Raw genomic sequence first — 21,767 nt, 5'->3', positions numbered from 1 at the left:
CTATAGCAATAAACAAAAAATGAATAGTATTTTTATTGGTGTTGTAATTTAACGTTGAACTTTTACGGATCCGTTTAACTCTGCCGTTTCTTAGTTTCTTATAATTTCTTTTTTTCATAGTTTACTCCCGAGCCTCATGAATACTCAGAAGCTATACAAAAATGATGAAGAGTGTATTTATAGAGCAATTAGAAAGGTGAAAGAAATCGCGCTGTTTGATTAAATTAGATACGAAACAGCTTTACGGAAACAATCTCAATGACAACTTTGACTTGCGAGTATTAAATACAAATAACGGTACAAGTAACTCCATTCACTTTGTGTACGGGCGTAAATTATCATATTTTTTAATCACAGAAAGTGGATTTAATGTGAGCTGGATCACGAGTGAGAGAATTTTGACATGTGTTATATTTTTGACGTTAGCGACTATTTAATAAGATGTTTTAAGAGTGTTTGTTTGGTGTTGTTGTTGCGTTAAGTGTGGGTAATTTGACGTTTCTAAGATTAATTGCGAGTTAATAAATATCATTAAACTTTTAAAGAGCACCCATCCACTTGGCTAGATAGATGCTCTTTGATATATCAGATATTTGGAATGAAATAGTTTATAAGATTACCAACCACACTGACGATTTTCTGTTTTGTTCTGTTGGTCTAACCAAACGTGTAACGGCGCAAAATAATCAAGTACCGCTTTTGCATCCATTGATTTAGTGCCAGTCACAATATTTAACGCTTCAGGCCAAGGTTGGCTTAAGCCTGATTCCAACATTTGGTTCAATTTTGCTCCTGCTTGTTTGTTTCCATATATGCTACAACGGTGAACAGGCCCTTCGTTGCCAGCAATGTCGCATAATGCCTTGTGGAATTGAAATTGGAGTACGTGAGCTAAAAAGTAACGCGTGTATGGCACATTTCCTGGGACATGATATTTAGCACCTGGATCAAAGTCAGCTTCCGTTCTTTCAATAGGAGCTGCAACGCCTTGATATTTTTCGCGTAAATCCCACCATGCTTGATTGTATTGCTCAGGCGAGATCTCACCATTAAATACTTTCCAGCGCCACTGATCTATCATTAAACCAAAAGGCATAAAGGCAATTTTATCTAATGCTTGCTTGAGTAATAAACCAATATCTTTTGATTCATCAGGAACTTCAGAAAGTAATCCAATTTGTTTTAGATAACTTGGTGTAATTGATAGTGCTATCGTATCTCCAATGGCTTCGTGGAAGCCATCATTAGCCGAACCTTTAAACAGGTGAGGTTGGTTCTTGTAAGCGCGTTGATAATAATTGTGGCCTAATTCGTGATGAATAACAGTGAAGTCTTCAGCGGTTTTTTGAATACACATTTTAATACGAATATCATCTTCGTTATCTAAATCCCAAGCTGAAGCATGGCACACTACATCGCGATCTTTAGGCTGTACAAAAAGAGAACGAGTCCAAAATGTGTCTGGTAATTCATTAAAACCGAGTGATGAGAAAAAGCTTTCAGCTTGTTTAACCATCTTTATTTCATCATAATTATTTTGAGCTAATAGGGCGGTGACATCATAACCTGGGTCGGCATCAGCAGGAGCGACTGAGTTATATATGGTTCCCCATTGTTGTGCCCACATATTACCAAGTAAATGCGCGGGAATAGGGCCTTGTTTAGGTGCTACATCATCACCGTATTGCTCATTTAGTTCGCCACGTACGTAGCAGTGCAATGAATCATATAACGGTTTTATATCGCCCCATAATCGATCTAATTCTGCCGAAAAATCATCAGGTTTCATGTCGTACTGACTTCGCCATAATTCTGACAAGTCAGCAAAACCAAGATCCCTTGCACCTTCATTAGCAAGTTCAACTTCACGTTCAAATAAAGGGCGCATAGGTTTAGCTATTTCACGCCATCCTTGCCAAGCTTCAAGCAACACTGCAGGATCTTTAGATTCAGACATTAATGTAGAAAGTTCAGGTTGTGTTAAACATCGTCCGTCATCAAAGCAATACTTCCCCTTACCGTATAAGCCATTTAATTCAGAGCTTATTTGAGCTAGTTCAGCATTTTTAATCGGATCTAATGGCGCTGGTAGCACTAGACTGCTGCGCAATATGTGCAACTTTCGTGCATTTACAGGATCCAATGCTACATTGGCATATTTGGCCGCTTCTGTTGCAAAACTCACTGAACGAGAAGTTATTTTTTCACCAATTGCAGCGGAAAGTGCTGCTGTGTCTTCAGTAATAAAATTACTGTAAACCCATTCTGTTCTTGCGCCTTCCACGGAAAGCTTTGCAAGCTCGGCTTCTGCATTGTTTATAAAGTTGATCGCTGAGTTCGAGTCAATAGGGGCATTATCAATAGCAGCTGATGCATTTGTTGTTTCACTTACTTTTGCTGTTGAAACGATGATTTCTTCTTCAACTTGCTGGCAAGCTGTAAGCCCTAATGCGATTGAAATAATAAGAGCAATTTTAGACGGCTGTTTAAAAGGGTGTTTCATCTTACAGGTTTCCTTATTTTTATTGTCGTCGTCAGTTTACATAAATAAGGTGTTTATTGCATTTTTGTTAAACTACCTAGCTATGGTACTAGGAATCATATGGTTTCTTTAGTGCAACTTAGGTAAATAAGATTGACAACTGTGCGCTCAATGTTTAATTTAAACGAGTGTTTTAAATTGAAATGGGTCATGGAATGGCAAGCAGAACAGATACAAAAACAAGAATTCTTGATGCCGCTGAAAAATTATTTGCCGAAAGAGGCTTTTCAGAAACATCGTTAAGATTAATAACTAGCAAAGCGGAAGTCAATCTAGCTTCTGTTAACTATCATTTTGGTTCAAAGAAAGAACTAATTCGAGCCGTACTTGCCAGATACTTAGATGTATTCATGCCGAGTGCAGCTGCTGAAATACAAAGGTTGTTTAAAAATCCAGAACTGGCAAATTTGAATGAAATATTTTCATCGCTAATTAAACCGTTACTAGAATTAAACCAAGTTCGCCAAGGCGGCACGACTATCTTTTTACAATTACTAGGTCGTGGCTATATCGAGAGCCAAGGCCATTTAAGATGGTTTATTACCACGCATTATGGTCAATACCTTGAAGCGTTTGTAAAAGCTGTGTCAGCAAGTGCGCCACATATTCCTCCAGCTGAAATGTTTTGGCGACTACACTTTACCTTAGGAACAATTGTTTTCACTATGGCTTCTGCTGATGCATTAAATGAGATTGCTGCTGCGGATTACGGTGAACACAACGATACAGAAGCAATTATTCGTAAAGTAATACCTTATATGGCTGCTGGCGTTTCAGTACCCATTTTAGCAAAGGAATAAGGGATTAACATGACTGTCCTAATACTAGTATTAATAGCACTAATAGTGTTATTTGGTGTACGTAATTTAAGGATGCGTTTTATCACGCGTCCTATTTTTAGTTTCTTTAAGAAAGTATTACCGCCACTTTCTAGCACTGAAAAAGAAGCAATGGAAGCGGGTGATGTTTGGTGGGAAGGTGAATTATTTAGAGGGAATCCTAATTGGAATACCTTACATAATTACGGTAAGCCAACACTATCGGCTGAAGAACAAGATTTTATCAATAATCAAGTGATGACAGCACTCACTATGATTGATGATTATGACATTGTTCATCATCGTAAAGACTTACCGCCAGAGTTATGGGATTACTTTAAAAAAGAAGGTTTTTTTGCCCTAATTATTCCTAAGAAGTTTGGCGGCCGTGAATTTTCTGCATATGCCAATTCAACGATTGTAAGTAAAATAGCTACCCGAAGTATTAGTGCAGCTGTGACTGTGATGGTGCCAAACTCTTTAGGTCCAGGCGAGTTACTGACTCACTATGGTACACAAGAGCAAAAAGATCGCTGGTTACCGCCATTAGCTGTGGGTGAAGAGTTACCTTGTTTTGCTTTAACAGGACCTGAAGCTGGTTCAGATGCAGGCGCTATTCCAGATGTAGGCGTTGTTTGTCGCCGTGAGTTTAATGGTGAAGATACCTTAGGTTTAAGCTTAACCTGGGACAAACGTTATATTACGCTAGCACCTGTTGCCACTGTACTTGGCTTAGCATTCCAAATGCGTGACCCTGATGGTTTATTGGGTGATGAAGAAAATATCGGTATCACTTGTGCGCTAATCCCGACAAACCATGAAGGTGTTGAAATCGGTCGTCGTCACAATCCATTAATGATGGCGTTTATGAACGGTACCACAAGCGGTAAAGACGTCTTTATTCCGTTAGATTGGATTATTGGTGGTCCTCAGTTTGCAGGTAAAGGCTGGCGTATGCTGGTTGAATGTTTGTCTGCTGGTCGTGGTATTTCATTACCTGCTTTAGCAACGGCATCGGCACAAATGGCGACCAAAACAACCACAGCTTACAGTTATGTTAGACAACAATTTGGTATGCCAATTGGTAAGTTTGAAGGAGTGCAAGAAGCCTTAGCACGTATTATTGCTAACACTTATCAGCTTGAAGCTGCTCGCTGCTTAACGACAACAGGAATCGATTTAAAAGTGAAACCGTCTGTTGTTACGGCTATTGCGAAATATCACATGACTGAACTTGGTCGTGATGTGGTAGAGGATGCGATGGACATCCAATCAGGTAAAGGTATTCAGCTAGGTGCTAAAAACTATTTAGGACATGCATACATGTCTAGCCCAATTTCGATTACGGTTGAAGGTGCTAACATTTTGACTCGTTCATTGATGATTTTTGGTCAAGGTGCCACACGTTGTCATCCATATGTGCTTGCTGAAATGGAAACAGCAGCTATGGAAGATCAAAAAGCGGCTATAAATCGTTTTGACTCTTTGTTAATGGGTCATATGGGGTATGCTGCTAGAAATGGTGTGATGGCGTTTTTTAATGCATTAACGGCAAGTAAAACCAATGCTTCACCAGTTAGTGGCACAACTCAACAGTACTACAAAGATATGAGTCGTCTTTCGTCTGGTTTAGCTATCATGACCGACTTATCAATGCTCATTATGGGTGGCGATTTAAAACGTAAAGAAATGATCTCTGCAAGAATGGGCGATGTGTTAAGCCAATTATATCTGGCGTCTGCTACGTTAAAACAATTTGAAGATAATGGCCGTCAACAAGATGACTTACCCATTGTTCATTATGTGATGACAGAGCGTTTACATCTCGCTGCTAAGGCATTGGAAGAGGCTGCTCGTAACTTTCCTAATAAAATGGTGGGTGTTTTACTTAAAGTTATTATTTTCCCAATTGGTAACCATTTCAATGCGCCAACGGATAAACAGGCTACGACGTTAGCTGATAACTTCCTGCAGTCTTCACCAGCCCGTGATCGAATTACTTTCTTATGTGCTGATTTTGAAGGTGATAAGAGTGGAATAGCTGAAGTTGAAAATGCATTTCTTGCAAAGCTTAACTGTAAACAGTTATATGCTCGTATTAGAAAAGCGCAGAAGGCTGGCGAGTTAACACCAAAACTACCAGCGTTAGCGACATTTAGTGAAGCATTAGAAAACAATATTATTAACCAACAAGAGTATGATTTGTTGATTGATGCAGACGCTAAACGTTTAGCTGCTATTCATGTTAATGATTTCGAGTCTTTATAATTGCTAGCTTTGATTACACGCTATGTAATCGCCACGTTAGTTTTTATTCGGGCATAGTTGCACCAAGTGACTTAGGCTAAAAATTATTTAAAACACACCCAATAAAAAACCACCTCAATGAGGTGGTTTTTTTATAACCAATAAATTGTGAATAACCAATTTAAAAGTTAAAGTAAAAATATCACAACTTTAAGCTACGACTAATACCTTACAAGTGTTAGTGCCACCCACAGTTTCCATAGCATCACCTTTAGTCATTAATACCATGTCACCTGATTTAAGGTAACCAGCTTTTGCTACAGCTTTAAGTGCTTCTGTTGCTAATGCATCAGCAGCAACAGCTGTTGAATCAAACTGAACTGGCATAACACCACGGAATAACGCAAGCTTGGCTAATGTTTTTTGGTGACGAGATAAAGCAAAGATTGGTAGTGAAGAACTGATACGAGACATTAACTTAGTTGTCTCACCTGATTCAGTTAAACTGATAATTGCTTTAACACCTTCAAGATGGTTAGCTGCGTACATAGTCGAAAGGGCGATAGTTTCTTCTATAGTATTAAACTTTTGATCCAATCTATGTTTTGAAGACATCACTGATGGATGTTGTTCAGCGCCTTTACATACATTGCTCATGGCTAATACAGTTTCTTCAGGGAAGTCACCTGCAGCAGTTTCTGCTGAAAGCATTACTGCATCAGTACCATCAAGTACTGCGTTAGCAACGTCCATAACTTCAGCACGAGTAGGCATAGGGCTTGAAATCATAGATTCCATCATCTGCGTCGCTGTAATAACAACTTTATTCAGCTGACGTGAACGCTTGATTAGTTTCTTTTGAACTGCAACTAATGCAGCATCACCAATTTCAACACCTAAGTCACCGCGTGCAACCATTACAGCGTCCGATGCTTTAATCACATCATCCATTGCTTCGTCTGTACCAACGGCTTCAGCACGCTCTACTTTAGATACAATTAACGCGAAGCTACCAGCGTCTTCTGCAAGTTGACGTGCTAAGTCTAAATCAGCACCTGTACGTGGGAAAGAAACAGCTAAGTAATCAACTTGAATTTGCGCGGCAGTTAAAATGTCTGCTTTGTCTTTTTCAGTTAATGCAGGAGCGGTTAAACCACCACCTTGCTTATTGATGCCTTTATTGTTTGATAAAGGACCAGCAACAGTCACTGTAGTGAAGACCTTTTGGCCATCTACTGAATCGACACGTAGTTGTACACGTCCGTCATCAAGCATCAGAATATCGCCGATAGCAACATCGTGGGGTAATTCTTTGTAATCAATACCAACTTGTTTTTCGTCGCCTTCACCTTTACCAAGCGCCGCATCCAATACAAAGGTATCGCCTAAATTCAATTGAATTTTTTTGTTATCTTTGAAAGTAGAAACGCGGATTTTAGGACCTTGTAAATCACCTAATACAGCAACATGAACACCTAACTCTTTAGCGATGTTTCGAGCGTCTGTTGCACGTTTAAGGTGATCTTCAGGTGAACCATGTGAGAAGTTGAGACGTACCACATTTGCACCAGCTGCGATGATTTTACGTAGGTTGTCATCACGGTCAGTTGCTGGGCCAAGTGTAGTAACGATTTTAGTTCTGCGGAACATAAGATACTCCGTTAATTTAAAGAAAAAGAATTCGGTACAAATAATGAAACTATATTAACAGAGATTTCGTCATTATGTAGGAAAGTTACAAACAAAATGATCGCTTTTTGTGTTTTATTTTTGTGACAGAATCGATCTTTAGAATAAAAAAAGCCGAACAGTCAATACTGTTCGGCTTTTTAGACCTGTCATTTTAAAGCAATATTTAAATAGTAAGGTCTTTATTTACACGAGATTCTTTCAAAACCTCTTTTACACGCTTTAAATTATCACGGAAACGCGGGCCTCGACGAAGTGTAAAGCCTGTAGCAAGTACATCTATCGTTACTAGCTGTGCAAGACGTGATGCCATGGGTAAATACATGTCAGTGTCCTCTGGTACTTCCATGGTCACTGGAAGCGTACATTCGTGAGAAAGAGGGGAGTTACGAGCAGTAATACCTATAACCGCAGCGCCGTTTTCACGAGCAATTCGGGCTATTTCAATCAGTGATTTAGTACGGCCTGTATGTGATATCAAAACAACGACATCGCCTTCATCACAACCAATACAACTCATGCGTTGCATCAAAACATCATCAAAACAAATGACAGGCACGTTAAATCTGAAGAATTTATTTTGTGCATCGTGTGCGACCGAAGAGGATGCCCCAAGCCCAAAAAAAGAAATTGTTTTAGCTTGAGTAAGAATATCTACCGCTTTATTTACAGCAACCACATCTAGGCTTTGGCGAGCTGTATCAAGGGATGCCATTGAAGATTCAAAGATTTTTGTAGTGTAAGATTCTGGTGAATCATCTTCTTCTACGTGACGACTAACATAAGGTGTTCCGTTAGCAAGACTTTGTGCTAGATGTAATTTAAAATCAGGGAAACCTTTAGTATCTAAACGACGACAAAAGCGATTTACCGTTGGCTCACTGACGTCAGCCATTTTCGCGAGCGTAGCTATACTAGAGTGAATAGCTGTTTGTGGAGAAGATAAGATAACTTCTGCCACTTTCCGCTCTGACTTACTAAATTGTGTAAGGCTTTTTTGCACCTTTTCAAGGGTATTCATAAGCAATTGTCCGCTAAAATGGATGATGTAATTTTATATCACAAATTACATTTTAAGTGTAAATGAAGTAATTTTCGTACTTCTATAAACGTTTTGTAGTCACTTTACAGCGTTATTCTGTAACTATAAAGAGATAGTACAGTAATTTAATCACCAAAATACTATCAGGTTTTATGTTAATAAGGCTAGATACAAGACAAACGAATTTTTTCAAATTAAAGATGCACAAATCTAATTCTGTTGTTATATTACAACAAAAGTGTGTTTAAAATCATCGGCAGCACAAAATAATGACCGGTGGGCACACAATATAAAGGAGTATGTAAAGCAATGAGTAACTCATCATCAGGGGCTAAGGCTTGCGATTTTGTACTTTTTGGTACGAAGGGCGATCTCGCGAGACGTAAATTACTGCCTTCACTTTATCAACTCGATAAAGCAAACCTGCTAGATAAAGACACCAAAGTGATTGGGGTCGCAAAAGATGCCTTCACTCAAGAAGAGTTTATCGCTCTAGTACAAAAAGCGTTGAACACGTTTGTTAAAGACGAGTTGTGTGAAGAAACCCTAGAAAGATTTATTGCTCGTTGCCATTACATAGGCACCAATTTTACAGAAGCTGAAGGTTATAAAGCATTCCATGACTTATTAGAGCCTACTAAGCGTGTTATGGTCAGTTACTTTGCAACACCTCCTTCAATCTTTGGCGATATCTGTCGCTGCCTTAACGAACAAAATCTCATTCACTCTGATACCCGTATTGTTTTAGAGAAGCCAATCGGGACTTGTCTTGAATCATCTAAAGTCATTAACGACAAAGTGTCAGAATATTTTAATGAAAATCAGGTTTATCGTATCGATCATTACTTAGGTAAAGAAACGGTACAAAACTTGATTGCGCTTCGTTTTGCAAACTCTTTATTTGCATCGAAGTGGGATAATCGAACTATTGATCATGTACAAATTACAGTTGCTGAAGAAGTAGGTATTGAAGGCCGTTGGGGTTACTTTGATACTGCCGGTCAAATGCGTGACATGATTCAAAACCACTTGTTGCAAGTGTTAACCCTTGTTGCAATGGATCCACCAGTTAATTTAGATGCCGACAGCATTCGCGATGAAAAAGTAAAAGTACTTAAATCATTACGTCCAATTACTCCTTATAACGTATTTGAAAATACAGTTCGCGGTCAATACACCGCTGGTTTCTTAAAAGGCAGCCCAGTTCCTGGTTACTTAGAGGAAGAAGGTGCTAACGTTAAGTCGAGCACTGAAACATTTGTCGCACTTCGAGTTGATATCGATAACTGGCGTTGGGCAGGCGTGCCATTCTACTTGCGTAGCGGTAAGCGTATGCCATTTAAAAGTTCTGAAATTGTCGTTTATTTCAAAAACCCACCTTTAAACCTATACCGCGACAGCATGCGTAACTTGCCGCCTAATAAGTTAACGATTCGTCTGCAGCCTCATGAAGGTGTAGAGATTCAGATGATGAATAAAGTGCCTGGTCTTGAAGAGAAACAGCGCATTCAAACAACTAAACTTGATTTAAGTTTTACTGATACTTTTAAAAATGAACGTATTGCTGATGCTTATGAGCGTTTGTTATTAGAAGCCATGATTGGCAACCAAGCGTTATTCGTCCGTCGTGATGAAGTTGAAGAAGCATGGACTTGGGTTGATGGAATCATGAATTCATGGGAAAACGGCGGCGAAAAGCCAAAGCCTTATCCTGCAGGTACTTGGGGGCCGGTGGCTTCAGTAGCACTTATCACTAAAGACGGCCGTTCTTGGGACGAGTAAGGGTTTTACGATGATTAAAGAATCTGTATTTAAATCATTTGATACGCCAGCTGATTTAGAAGCTAAATTGGCTGAAAAAATTGCCAGTCAGTTACAAGATGCTGTTGATAGCCGTGGTAAAGCAAGCCTGGTGGTTTCAGGTGGTTCTACACCATTAAAACTGTTTAAGTTATTAAGTAACAAAGCCATTGATTGGAGTGACGTGTATATCACTTTAGCCGATGAGCGTTGGGTCGATGCTGATGATAATGATTCAAATGAGCGTTTAGTTCGTGAACATTTATTACAAAATCGCGCGGCAAGTGCCAAATTTCGTGGTTTAAAGAATATGTTCGAAAGCCCTGAGAAGGGCTGTGATATGACGATTGAGTCTCTAGCAAACTTCCCTAAACCATTCGATGTCGTGGTACTAGGTATGGGAACAGATGGACACACTTGTTCGTGGTTTCCTTGTAGTAAAGAGTTAGACAACGCATTCACGACAGATGCTTTGTGCGCTGCTGTTAATCCTACAACTGCGCCTCATGCACGCATTACCTTATCCAAGGGTGCGATTTTAAATAGTCGCCAAGTTTATCTTCACCTTGTAGGTGAATCTAAATTAACCGTATATCGCCAAGCACTACAAAATGACGATGTGAACGAAATGCCTATCAGAGCCGTATTATCGCAGCGTAAAACGCCCGTTGATGTGTTCTATAGCGCTTAAAGGAGTCCATTATGCACTCAGTAGTTCAAGCTGTTACTGATAGAATAATCGAACGCAGCAAAGATTCTCGTAAAAAATATTTACAAGCACTGAACGATGCAAGCGCAAAAGGTGTTCATCGTAGCGCGTTAAGCTGTGGCAATTTAGCCCATGGTTTTGCTGCTTGTAAGCCAGATGATAAAGATGCTCTACGTCAGTTGACTAAAGCCAATATTGGTATTGTCACAGCGTTCAATGACATGCTTTCAGCACATCAGCCATATGAAGACTATCCAAACTTTTTAAAGAAAGCTTGTCAGGAAGTGGGTAGCGTTGCGCAAGTCGCTGCAGGCGTGCCGGCAATGTGTGATGGTGTGACTCAAGGTCAGCCAGGCATGGAACTAAGCTTACTTAGCCGTGAAGTGATTGCAATGTCTACAGCTGTGGGCTTATCTCACAATATGTTTGACGGTGCATTGTTACTAGGTATTTGTGACAAAATTGTTCCAGGTTTATTAATTGGTGCATTAAGCTTTGGCCATTTACCAATGATGTTTGTACCTGCAGGACCAATGAAATCAGGAATCCCAAACAAAGAAAAAGCCCGTGTTCGTCAGCAATTTGCCCAAGGAAAAGTTGATCGCGCTGCATTATTAGAAGCTGAATCTAGCTCTTATCACAGTGCGGGTACTTGTACCTTCTATGGTACAGCAAACTCAAACCAGTTGATGTTAGAAATAATGGGGCTGCAACTTCCAGGCTCTTCATTTGTAAACCCTGACGATCCTCTGCGTGATGAATTAACCGCTATGGCTGCTAAACAGGTGTGTCGTTTAACTGAAATGGGTACCCAATATACTCCAATCGGTGAAGTGGTTAATGAAAAATCCGTGGTCAATGGCATTGTTGGTATTCTCGCAACGGGTGGCTCAACGAATCTGACTATGCATATTGTTGCTGCAGCCCGTGCTGCTGGCATCATCGTTAACTGGGATGATTTCTCTGATTTATCAGATTGTGTGCCATTAATGGCTAAAGTCTATCCAAATGGCCATGCAGATATTAACCATTTTCACGCTGCTGGTGGCATGGCATTTTTAGTCAAAGAATTACTTGATGCAGGACTGATCCACGAGGATGTCAATACGGTTGCTGGTTTTGGTTTACGTAAATATACCCAAGAGCCACGCATACTTGATGGAAAATTAACTTGGGTTGATGGTCCGACTGACAGTCTAGATAAAGAAGTATTAACCAATGTTGATACTCCTTTTCAAAATAATGGTGGCTTAAAATTGCTTAAAGGTAATTTAGGTCGTGCAGTGATTAAAGTCTCAGCTGTGCCGAGTGCTAACCGTATCGTTGAAGGTCCTGCAGTTGTAATTGACGATCAAAACAAACTTGATGCGATTTTCAAAGCAGGCGAGTTAGATAGAGACTGTGTTGTTGTTGTGAAAGGACAAGGCCCTAAAGCTAACGGGATGCCTGAGTTACATAAGTTAACTCCGTATCTTGGTACCTTACAAGACAAAGGTTTCAAAGTTGCGTTGGTGACTGACGGCCGTATGTCAGGTGCATCAGGTAAAGTGCCAGCAGCAATTCATTTAACCCCAGAAGCATTAGATGGTGGAATCATTGCTAAAGTAGAAGATGGCGATTTAATCCGTGTTAATGCTGATACTGGCGAATTAAGTTTACTTGTGGATGAAGCAACCTTAGCAGCACGTGTTGCCGGTAAAGTGGATTTACATCATTCAAGTTATGGCATGGGACGCGAACTATTCGGTGCTTTACGTAATAGTTTAAGCAGTCCTGAAACAGGCGCTCGTAGTACCAGTGCCATTGACGAAATTTACTAATTTTAAGGAAGATTAACGAATGCTTGAGAATAACTGGACAATACAGCCACAAGATATTTTTAAACGCAGTCCGATTGTTCCTGTAATGGTTATCAATAAAATTGAGCATGCTGTACCGTTAGCGAAAGCATTGGTAGCAGGTGGTATAAGTGTTCTAGAGATAACTTTACGCACAGAGTGTGCTTTAGATGCAATTAAATTAATTGCTAAAGAAGTACCAGAAGCGATTGTGGGTGCAGGTACCATTTTAAATGAACTACATTTACAGCAAGCTATTGATGCTGGTTCACAATTTATTATTACTCCTGGTGCTACAAAGGGACTACTTGAAACAGCCCAAAAAGGTAATGTACCTTTGATTCCAGGCGTAGCAAGTATTTCTGAAGTTATGGTAGGAATGGAATTGGGCTATACCCATTTTAAATTCTTCCCAGCTGAGGCATCTGGTGGTGTAAATGCGCTTAAAGCGTTCTCTGGCCCGTTAGCTAATATTCGTTTTTGTCCTACTGGTGGTATTACGCCATCAAGTTACAAAAACTACTTAGCTTTACCTAATGTTGATTGTATTGGTGGTAGCTGGATTGCACCAACAGATGCAATGGAACAAGGTGATTGGGAACGTATAACTCAATTATGTAAAGATGCAATTAGTGCTCTTTAAATGCTAGTGTAGTCAATAAAATCAAAACCACCTTCGGGTGGTTTTTTTATTACTTTTTAGTACAGTATTTATAGGTGATGGCGTTAAAGGGTTTGCTCGTTAACAACCGATAGACTTTAAGATAACTTTGGAATGTATCTCATATGGAAAAGGTGCAAGAAACTGTCGCTACATTTAATAAAATGGCAGAAAAGTATCAAGACAAATATATGGATTGCAATTTATATAGTCACAGTCTAGATAAATTATGCGAGTATATTTATCAATTGCAACTTAATGATGTTACAAGCAATAAAGCCTGTAATGAGATATCTGTGTTAGAGGTTGGTTGCGGGCCAGGAAATGTTAGTTGCTATCTTTCAAATTGGCGTAATCCAGACAAAGAATTGTTGCCTATTAAAATCTATGGTTTTGATCTTGCGCCAAATATGGTCAGGCTAGCTAATGCAAACAACCCACAACATCATTATGATGTTTTAGATATGCAAGAAATTTTGACATTAAAAGCACAGTTTGACCGTGATTTATTTAATGTTGCTGTATGCGCTTTCAGTATTCCCTATTTGAACCAACAGGCATTGAAACGATTTATCGAAGACATGCCACAATTACTCGCTAAAAAAAGCATATTATTTATCAGTTTTATGGCAGGTGATTACAAAAAATCGATGGCTCAAGAGTCAGCTTCAGGTGATAGGGTACATATGTACTATTATGAAGCCAAAGATCTAGCCCGGTTACTTACAGACAATGGATTTGAAGTGATAGAGCAATATACTAAAGATTATATTGTTGATGGAATAAAGCAAGCCACAGATTGCTTCATGTACTTAAAGCGAATTTAGGCACAAATTCTCCATCATTATTTGATCACTGACTATTACTCTCTAATAGTTGCTCTTTAGTCGCCTGTCGAATAAGGACATTTATGAAATCAAATACGACAAAGGTAATGAGTAAAATACCACTAATGTGCTTAATATTGTTTAGCATAGTTTGGTGGTATTTCTTTAATCATGATTTATGGCTGAACGACTATGGCGCAGCCAAAAGTGATTGGTTGTTATTGATTGATATAGCTATTACTTTACCCATTATTTGCTTTCTGTGTCTAAAACCTAGAAAGCTTGCGTTATTAAAATCACTCAGCTACTTCGCTTTGTTTGTATTTATAGGCAGCTTAATAATTCCCAAACAATACCAAGTTCTATGGCCTTATTTGACTGAGTTGCGTTTTATATTATTGGTGGGTTTTGTTTTTATTGAATTAAGCGTAATTGGCTGCGTCATATTTGCCATTAAACAAGCAATAATTGAAAAAGATGATCCAGATATGGCCATTGAAAAACCGATAAAAAAGATAGTTGGCGATGGTGTGTTGGCCAGTCTTTTGAAATTTGAAACACGGGTTTGGAGCTTTGTATTTTGTAGTCGGTTTATAAAACCTTCTGCATATCGGGGTGAGCAGCATTTTAGTTACCATTTAAAAGATGATAATCAGTCAAACGCGCTTGGTTTCATATTGATGATCTGTTTTGAAATACCTTTGATGCATCTTGTCGTACATTTTGTTTGGTCTGCATTTGCAGCGAATGTCATAACAGTTGTTACTTGTTTAAGTTTGGTATTTTTTGTGGCTGAATACCTAGCAATGTCGCGTCGTCCAATCAGTATGGATAACAAATATTTATATATCCGCTACGGGGTTTTTAATTGTTTATCAATTCCCATTAGTGACATTACAATGGTTAAGTTAAGCTCTGGCTATATTCGACGTGGTCAAAATATTAAACGTTATAACTTCAGTGGTAATCCTAACATCTGTATTAGTTACCAACTAAGTAACTGTGATATTGAAACAGTATATCTTGGTATAGATAATCCAAATATCTTAGTGAATGCATTAGCTATCAACATAAACTTCAATCATAGACATCATTCTTAGGCAAACAATTGAATCAATTAGAAACCAGATTAGACAATATTATTTACAGACGAGCAACGTTAGCGGATAAAAATGTTTTATTAAATCTCGAGCAAAAAGTGGTTGAGGCGGAAAGGTCATTTAATTCAATTATAAAAAGTGTTGGGGCCACTTATTACGACTTAGATAGCCTATTAACACAAGAAAATAGTATGTTGATGGTCGCTGTAGATGGCAATTCAATCATCGCTACTGGCTATGTACAAATTAGAGCGTCGAAAAAATCATTAAAGCATATTGAACATGGTTACATAGGTTTTATGTATGTTGCGGCAGAATATCGTGGACTTGGCTTAAATAAACTCATCATGGATGAATTGATCCATTGGAGCACAAAACGAGGAGTGTTCGATTTTTATCTCGATGTATATGCAAAAAATGATGCAGCAATAAAAGCTTATAAAAAGGTAGGCTTTGAAGCGTCTATGGTAGAAATGAAATTGCATATTCCAGCTGAATAACATTTAGATTGCGTATTAGGTTGTGATTTCTAATAAATGATTATTAAAGTGCATTGCATGAGCCAAGGCGTATTCTTCTTTGGTTAGCAATCCATAAGCAAAGTGTGGCTTAAGCTCGCCAATATAAGATTCAAAATCCAGTAATGATTGTTTAAATCGGTCTAACTGAATCAATACCTCAACAGTATCTTGAGTTTTATTTGTCAAAAGCCGCGGTGCTCCGGGTATTGCTTCACTTAATTTGTGAGTCATTTTTCCTTTAGAGGCAAAAGCTGAAAAAGCCAAACTACCTATGGTTTGTTTAAATACTTTAGATTTATGTTCAGGGTATCCAGTCATAGAGTATTCAACACTTTGAGCACAATGAGTAAAAATTTGTTTTAAATCCCAAACGCCTGTTGTTTTAATTGCTATTGCTTGTTGTTCATGCTGTAAGACTTGTTTTAGCTTTTCTAATTTCACTAGTGTTGATTCTATAGTTAATGCTTCACTTTCTGCATCGATTACCATCCAAGCGACACCGACTGCTACAGAAGTTATAGCACCGCCAGCCAACATGGATTTTAGAAATATACGACGCTTCATTAAATATTCACTTCATTAGTTTGATAATAATTTGTAAGTAAATCAGAAGGGGAAGTGAACAGCAATAACTTGTTGCCGATTCTTAAGTACAACGGCTTATTTACAACTGCATCTTTGCTAGGATCTATTCAAACCTAAGGTAGCGGTGTTCATTAGGAGTTTGTTTTAGTGAAAAAACGCTAATCAATTCAGAAGAATGATTAGCGTTTCAAAACGGACTTCATAAATTTATGACTCAACAAGATGATTAGTCAGCTTACTTGTCTTGATATTCGGTACCGTAAAAGCTGTCTAATAAGATTTGTTTAAGCTCTTTAATTAATGGGTAACGCGGGTTAGCGCCAGTACATTGATCATCAAATGCGTGTTCTGCTAATTCATCTAACTTGGCTAAGAAATCGGCTTCGTTAACACCAGCTTCTTGAATAGATGCTGGGATCCCCACGACAGATTTAAGTTGATCAATTTTAGCAATTAACAACTCGACTTTTTCATTATCCGTATTGGCAGTGTCCACGCCATCAATTTTCAAATGCTCAGCAATCGTTGCGTAACGGCACAATGCTTTAGGGCGGTCATATTGGCTAAATGATGCTTGCTTGGTTGGCATATCAGTGGCATTAAATCTAATAACATTACTGATTAATAGTGCATTAGCTAAACCATGAGCCAAGTGGAATTCAGCGCCTAGTTTATGGGCCAGTGAATGACAAATCCCTAAGAAAGCATTGGCAAATGCAATACCCGCAATCGTAGCGCCATTGTGCACTTTTTCTCGTGCAACTGGAGCATTTGCGCCTTGCTCATAAGCCGCTGGTAAATACTCCACCAATAGGTCTAATGCTTGTAGTGCTTGACCATCGCTAAACTCGTTAGCCATGACACTGACGTATGCTTCGAGTGCGTGAGTGACAGCATCAATACCACCAAATGCCGTTAATGATTTAGGCATATCCATCACAAGGTTAGGATCAACGATGGCGATGTTTGGTGTTAACTGATAATCAGCAATAGGGTACTTCATACCAGTGACTTCATCAGTAACAACCGCAAAAGGGGTGACTTCTGAACCTGTACCAGATGTTGTTGGTATTGCAACCATTTGGGCTTTAACACCAAGTTTTGGGAATTTATAGATACGTTTACGAATGTCCATAAATCGTAGTGCTAAGTCAGCAAAGTCAACTTCAGGATGCTCGTATAACACCCAAATAATTTTTGCGGCATCCATTGGTGAACCGCCGCCTAATGCGATAATGACATCAGGTTGGAAGCTTTGAGCGACTTTAGCCCCTTGTTTTACGATAGCTAAGGTAGGGTCGGCTTCTACTTCGTAAAAGACTTCAGTTTCTAAACCTTGAGCTTTTAGAATCTTGATTGTTTCGTCGCAATATCCATTATTAAATAGGTATTTGTCAGTAACAATTAGCGCACGTTTTTTAGTTTCTAGCTCTTCAAGTGCAATCGGTAAACTGCCACGACGGAAATAAATAGATGATGGAAGTTTATGCCACAACATATTCTCAGCCCTTTTAGCGACAGTTTTCTTATTGATTAAATGACTTGGTCCAACATTTTCTGAGATTGAATTACCACCCCAAGAGCCGCAACCTAAGGTTAATGATGGCGCTAACTTGAAGTTATATAAGTCACCAATACCACCTTGAGATGCAGGAGTATTAATTAAGATACGGGCAGTTTTCATTCTAAAACCAAAGGCTTTAACACGCTCACTTTGTCCATCTTGGTCTGTGTACAAACCTGACGTATGGCCAATACCACCCAGAGTGACTAAAGCTTCAGCTTTATCCATTGCATTATTGAAGTCAGTTGCACGATACATTCCTAACAAAGGTGAAAGTTTTTCGTGTGCAAAGGCTTCTGCATCACTAATCTCTGTTACTTCCCCGATCAATACTTTGGTCCAGCTAGGTACATCAATCCCGGCCATTGCAGCGATTGTCGCTGCACTTTGTCCTACAATGTCAGCGTTTAAGTTGCCATTTTTAAGTATTACATCTTGCATTGCTTGAGTTTCTGCAACTGACAACATGTAACCGCCATGAGTTGCAAAACGTTCTTTCACTTGCTCGTAAATGCTGTCAACGACTACGACTGCTTGCTCAGATGCGCACACGACACCGTAATCAAATGTCTTTGACATTAATATTGAACTGACTGCACGTTTAATATCAGCGGTTTCATCAATCACAATTGGTGTATTACCTGCGCCAACGCCAATAGCTGGTTTACCTGATGAGTACGCAGCTTTAACCATACCAGGCCCACCAGTGGCGAGGATTAAGTTGATTTTTTCATGAGTCATTAATTGATTAGACAGAGCAACCGATGGCTCATCAATCCAACCAATAATATCTTTAGGGGCACCAGCTTCAATTGCAGCTTCAAGCACGATTCTTGCAGCTGTTGTCGTTGATTGCTTTGCCCGAGGGTGCGGTGAGAAGATGATACCATTGCGGGTTTTAAGGCTGATTAATGCTTTGAAAATGGCTGTAGATGTTGGGTTTGTAGTCGGTACAATCCCGCAAATAATTCCAACGGGTTCAGCAATTGTGATGGTACCAAAAGTCACATCTTCACCGATAATTCCGCAGGTTTTATCATCTTTGTATTTGTTATAGATGTATTCAGATGCAAAGTGATTCTTAATGACTTTGTCTTCTAATAAACCCATATTTGTTTCAGATGCAGCCATCTTAGCAAGTGAAATTCGTGCGTCAGTGGCAGCAAGTGCAGCGGCTCGAAATATTTTGTCGACTTGTTCTTGGCTGAAGTTAGCAAATTCTTTTTGCGCTTTAGCGACTCGGTCAACAAGTTGGTTAAGTTGCTCTGTATTGGTGACAGTCATAATCACTTCCTTAAAAAATAGTTAACTAAATAGCTTTAGGTAACGACTCTTATCTGTGAGTTCTTTAGTTTGTTTACCTACAAGAATTCTTAATCTTCGTTATAAAATTACCTCTTTGGAGGCATTATTGTCGTGATCAACTGCACGCTTTGGGTGTTATTGGTAATTTTATTACGATGTTAGACAGGTAATTATCGTGTTGATCACATATTAAACTTAAATCAGGTTGTTTAAAGTTTGATTACAGTTAAATCAACTGAAAGTAGAACAAGGGTAGTTTAGGAGATAAATTAATTATTACGTGGTTTATTGTGATGTAGTAAGAATAAAGTGAAGCGATATCGCTTCACTTTACCTCATGTTGTAAGCTCTCGTGGTTATTACTAGTTGTAAGTAGTTGTTGGTGTGACTAATTTGCTTTTACTTTCACCCTTATGCCTTGTGAGTCTAAGGAGTTACTATCTCTCTAAGCTTATCTCAAATATTCCAGCAGATTTAGGACCAAATAGTTGTTGATGTAAGCGGCCTGCAAATTCATCTGTCATTCCCGAAATATAATCTGCGATGATGCGCATCTCGTTTAAATTATTGTCTTTAGCGTGTTGCCACCGCTCTTGAGTATTAAGCGGTAATAATCGCAGCGGATCTGACTCAAAAGCTTCGAACAACTCCATCACGATTTGTTGTCCTTTGTATTCGAGCATTTGTATTTCAGGTTTGCGAATTACATACTTAAACACGAATTTTTTAAGGGTATCCAATGCATCAGCAAAAGCAGGTTGTAGTGCTGCATTGTATCTCAGTAGTGGCTCTTCAAATTTCTGGTCTTCGGTAATAATGATGTCGGTAACAAATCCGTTTACTAAGGTGCCGATTGCATCTTTTCGTAAGTGATGCTGATGGGAAAACAGTTTATCTGCAATGGTTTTAAATTCATTACTTAGCCATTGGTCTTCACTTTCTGATAAATGCATAGCAACATCACGCTGCCATTGAGCTGGAGTGACAATCCCCATGACTATGGCGTCTTCTAAATCGTGTACTGCGTAGGCAATGTCATCGGCTAGTTCCATAATGGAGCAATCGAATGATTTAAATTGTGTTCGATGATGTGGATATGCGTCAGTAGGACTAGGTTTGGAGCTTACAAATCGATTACGATCACTTGTTGATAAACTTGCTAAAACCCAGTCATAAATATCTTTATCATCATTGAACAAACTTTTGACTGGCGGCCACTCTGAGGGTTTCAGTTGCCGATGGTTTTTAATTTCTTGTTGACCTAAATCAACATGCAATTTGTTATATAGAGCAGGGTACTTAAGGATCCCTAATAAAGTACGTCGAGTTAAGTTCATTCCCCAATACTCTGTATAGGGTTCAAGTCTTGCGAGAATACGAAAGGTTTGTCCGTTACCTTCAAATCCACCGTGATTGCGCATCATGTAATTAAGCGCGACTTCACCGCCATGACCGAAAGGTGGATGGCCTATGTCATGAGCTAAGCATAAGGATTCTATTAAACTCATTGAGTCTAGTAGAGAATTGATTTCATTGTATTTACGCTTTAGCTGAGCAGCAATGCCAGTGCCGATTTGAGATACTTCCAATGAGTGGGTTAGCCTTGTTCTAAAAAAGTCATTCATGCCAATACCGTGAACTTGAGTTTTAGCCTGTAAACGTCTGAATGCAGCAGAATGCAAAATTCGAGCACGGTCACGTTGAAAAGGGCTACGATGATCATTACGTCTTAGCTTATCCTCCCCTAAACGTCTGTCATGCCATGGATTTTGGATTAGTTCATGTTCAGTTTTTTTATAAGAAATCGTATCTGGCATTTTAGTTCCTTTATCAAAGGCTGCTAACTGGGTTTCAGTAACTAGTCATTAAATATGGGGATCGTTTTCAGTTAATTTATCCAATGTAGAAGTACAGCTATCTAAGAAGATATCAATGAAGCATTTTACCTCGGGTAATTGTTGCTGTATTTCGTTAAGCTTTTTATCAAGGTTGTCTTTAACATGATGAAATTCATCGTTGTTAAACCTTAGCTCATTCATCGTTTTTACATAGGCTTGTAATATGTCAGCAGCTTTTACAATCGCTTTGTACTCTGGATCAACTTCGGATTGAACCAGTAAAGACTCCATTTCCTCGCGTAAATCAGCAGGTAGTGACGCTAAACATTCTTTTTCAGCTAAATCTTCAAGTTTTTTAAATGCTTTAGTAAATTCAGGGCTGTGATACTTAGTATTTGAATTAATATCCTGAAGTTTGGTTTCTGATACTTCATGGTATAGTGCGATGGTTGCGGCTTTTTCAGGATTTAAATTGCCGCCAAAGCGTTTATTCTTAATCACAACTAATAAATGGGCTATTACGGCAACTTGATGGCAATGCTCTGAAACATTCTCTTTTTGAAAACAATGCATTAACGCCCAGCGTTCGAGAAGTGGCATACGGGTGATCCATGCCATAAATGTACTTGGTTTCATTTGTGCCCCCTAGTGAGTCGATACTCGCTGAATACGGAATGTATT

General features: G+C 38.9%; 16 protein-coding genes. 9 read left to right on the top strand and 7 right to left on the bottom strand.

Going from position 1 to position 21,767, the window contains the following annotated elements; all coding sequences use genetic code 11:
- Nucleotides 1–616: 616 nt before the first annotated feature.
- Nucleotides 617–2,503, bottom strand: a complete 1,887-nt coding sequence (locus QPX86_RS10695) for a M2 family metallopeptidase (RefSeq protein WP_285162617.1) — start codon at nucleotides 2,501–2,503, stop codon at nucleotides 617–619.
- A gap of 194 nt (nucleotides 2,504–2,697) precedes the next feature.
- Here QPX86_RS10695 and QPX86_RS10690 point away from each other — a divergent pair, with 194 nt between their 5' ends.
- Together QPX86_RS10690 and QPX86_RS10685 are read left to right on the top strand one after the other, a co-directional pair.
- Nucleotides 2,698–3,342 (top strand): TetR/AcrR family transcriptional regulator, encoded by a 645-nt coding sequence (locus QPX86_RS10690; protein WP_220754483.1) that lies wholly within the window; start codon nucleotides 2,698–2,700, stop codon nucleotides 3,340–3,342.
- Between the two features lie 9 nt (nucleotides 3,343–3,351).
- The gene (locus QPX86_RS10685; RefSeq protein WP_285162616.1) at nucleotides 3,352–5,628 is read left to right on the top strand and encodes an acyl-CoA dehydrogenase; all 2,277 of its coding nucleotides are present in this window, start codon (nucleotides 3,352–3,354) and stop codon (nucleotides 5,626–5,628) included.
- Between the two features lie 189 nt (nucleotides 5,629–5,817).
- Here QPX86_RS10685 and pyk read toward each other — a convergent pair whose 3' ends face one another.
- Entirely contained in the window at nucleotides 5,818–7,257 is a 1,440-nt protein-coding gene (gene pyk, locus QPX86_RS10680) for a pyruvate kinase (protein ID WP_285162615.1), read from the bottom strand.
- Between the two features lie 205 nt (nucleotides 7,258–7,462).
- Nucleotides 7,463–8,317, bottom strand: a complete 855-nt coding sequence (locus QPX86_RS10675) for a MurR/RpiR family transcriptional regulator (protein ID WP_076541003.1) — start codon at nucleotides 8,315–8,317, stop codon at nucleotides 7,463–7,465.
- Between the two features lie 330 nt (nucleotides 8,318–8,647).
- Between QPX86_RS10675 and zwf the strand changes: the two genes are divergently transcribed.
- From zwf to QPX86_RS10640, 7 genes are all read left to right on the top strand, one after another.
- Complete coding sequence (gene zwf / locus QPX86_RS10670) at nucleotides 8,648–10,120, top strand: glucose-6-phosphate dehydrogenase (RefSeq protein WP_220754480.1); 1,473 nt, start codon at nucleotides 8,648–8,650, stop codon at nucleotides 10,118–10,120.
- A gap of 10 nt (nucleotides 10,121–10,130) precedes the next feature.
- Nucleotides 10,131–10,829, top strand: a complete 699-nt coding sequence (gene pgl / locus QPX86_RS10665) for a 6-phosphogluconolactonase (protein ID WP_285162613.1) — start codon at nucleotides 10,131–10,133, stop codon at nucleotides 10,827–10,829.
- An 11-nt stretch (nucleotides 10,830–10,840) separates the two neighbouring features.
- Nucleotides 10,841–12,667: a phosphogluconate dehydratase gene (edd, locus tag QPX86_RS10660; RefSeq protein ID WP_220754478.1), complete on the top strand. Its 1,827-nt coding sequence runs from the start codon at nucleotides 10,841–10,843 to the stop codon at nucleotides 12,665–12,667.
- 19 nt (nucleotides 12,668–12,686) lie between these two features.
- Nucleotides 12,687–13,328 (top strand): bifunctional 4-hydroxy-2-oxoglutarate aldolase/2-dehydro-3-deoxy-phosphogluconate aldolase, encoded by a 642-nt coding sequence (locus QPX86_RS10655; RefSeq protein WP_220754477.1) that lies wholly within the window; start codon nucleotides 12,687–12,689, stop codon nucleotides 13,326–13,328.
- 143 nt (nucleotides 13,329–13,471) lie between these two features.
- A complete protein-coding gene (locus QPX86_RS10650) occupies nucleotides 13,472–14,173 on the top strand; it encodes a class I SAM-dependent DNA methyltransferase (RefSeq protein ID WP_285162611.1) in 702 nt (233 codons plus the stop codon).
- A gap of 83 nt (nucleotides 14,174–14,256) precedes the next feature.
- Entirely contained in the window at nucleotides 14,257–15,273 is a 1,017-nt protein-coding gene (locus QPX86_RS10645) for a hypothetical protein (protein ID WP_285162610.1), read from the top strand.
- Nucleotides 15,274–15,281: 8 nt separating this feature from the next.
- Nucleotides 15,282–15,773 carry a GNAT family N-acetyltransferase gene (locus QPX86_RS10640; protein WP_285162609.1) on the top strand — a complete coding sequence of 164 codons (492 nt, stop codon included), beginning with the start codon at nucleotides 15,282–15,284 and terminating at the stop codon, nucleotides 15,771–15,773.
- A 15-nt stretch (nucleotides 15,774–15,788) separates the two neighbouring features.
- Here the strand turns inward: QPX86_RS10640 and QPX86_RS10635 are convergent, their stop codons facing one another.
- From QPX86_RS10635 to yfbR, 4 genes are all read right to left on the bottom strand, one after another.
- Nucleotides 15,789–16,358, bottom strand: coding sequence for a DUF1569 domain-containing protein (locus QPX86_RS10635; protein ID WP_220754474.1), 570 nt, complete (start codon nucleotides 16,356–16,358; stop codon nucleotides 15,789–15,791).
- A gap of 256 nt (nucleotides 16,359–16,614) precedes the next feature.
- Complete coding sequence (gene adhE / locus QPX86_RS10630; RefSeq protein ID WP_285162608.1) at nucleotides 16,615–19,227, bottom strand: bifunctional acetaldehyde-CoA/alcohol dehydrogenase; 2,613 nt, start codon at nucleotides 19,225–19,227, stop codon at nucleotides 16,615–16,617.
- A 458-nt stretch (nucleotides 19,228–19,685) separates the two neighbouring features.
- Entirely contained in the window at nucleotides 19,686–21,065 is a 1,380-nt protein-coding gene (locus QPX86_RS10625) for an anti-phage deoxyguanosine triphosphatase (RefSeq protein ID WP_285162606.1), read from the bottom strand.
- A 48-nt stretch (nucleotides 21,066–21,113) separates the two neighbouring features.
- Nucleotides 21,114–21,722: a 5'-deoxynucleotidase gene (yfbR, locus tag QPX86_RS10620; protein ID WP_285162605.1), complete on the bottom strand. Its 609-nt coding sequence runs from the start codon at nucleotides 21,720–21,722 to the stop codon at nucleotides 21,114–21,116.
- Nucleotides 21,723–21,767 lie beyond the last annotated feature (45 nt).

It is taken from the genome of Shewanella goraebulensis, from assembly GCF_030252245.1.
Classification (GTDB): Bacteria; Pseudomonadota; Gammaproteobacteria; order Enterobacterales; family Shewanellaceae; genus Shewanella; species Shewanella goraebulensis.
The sequence above is the reverse complement of the archived record's forward strand: the minus strand, read 5'-3'. Positions and strand labels throughout refer to the sequence as shown.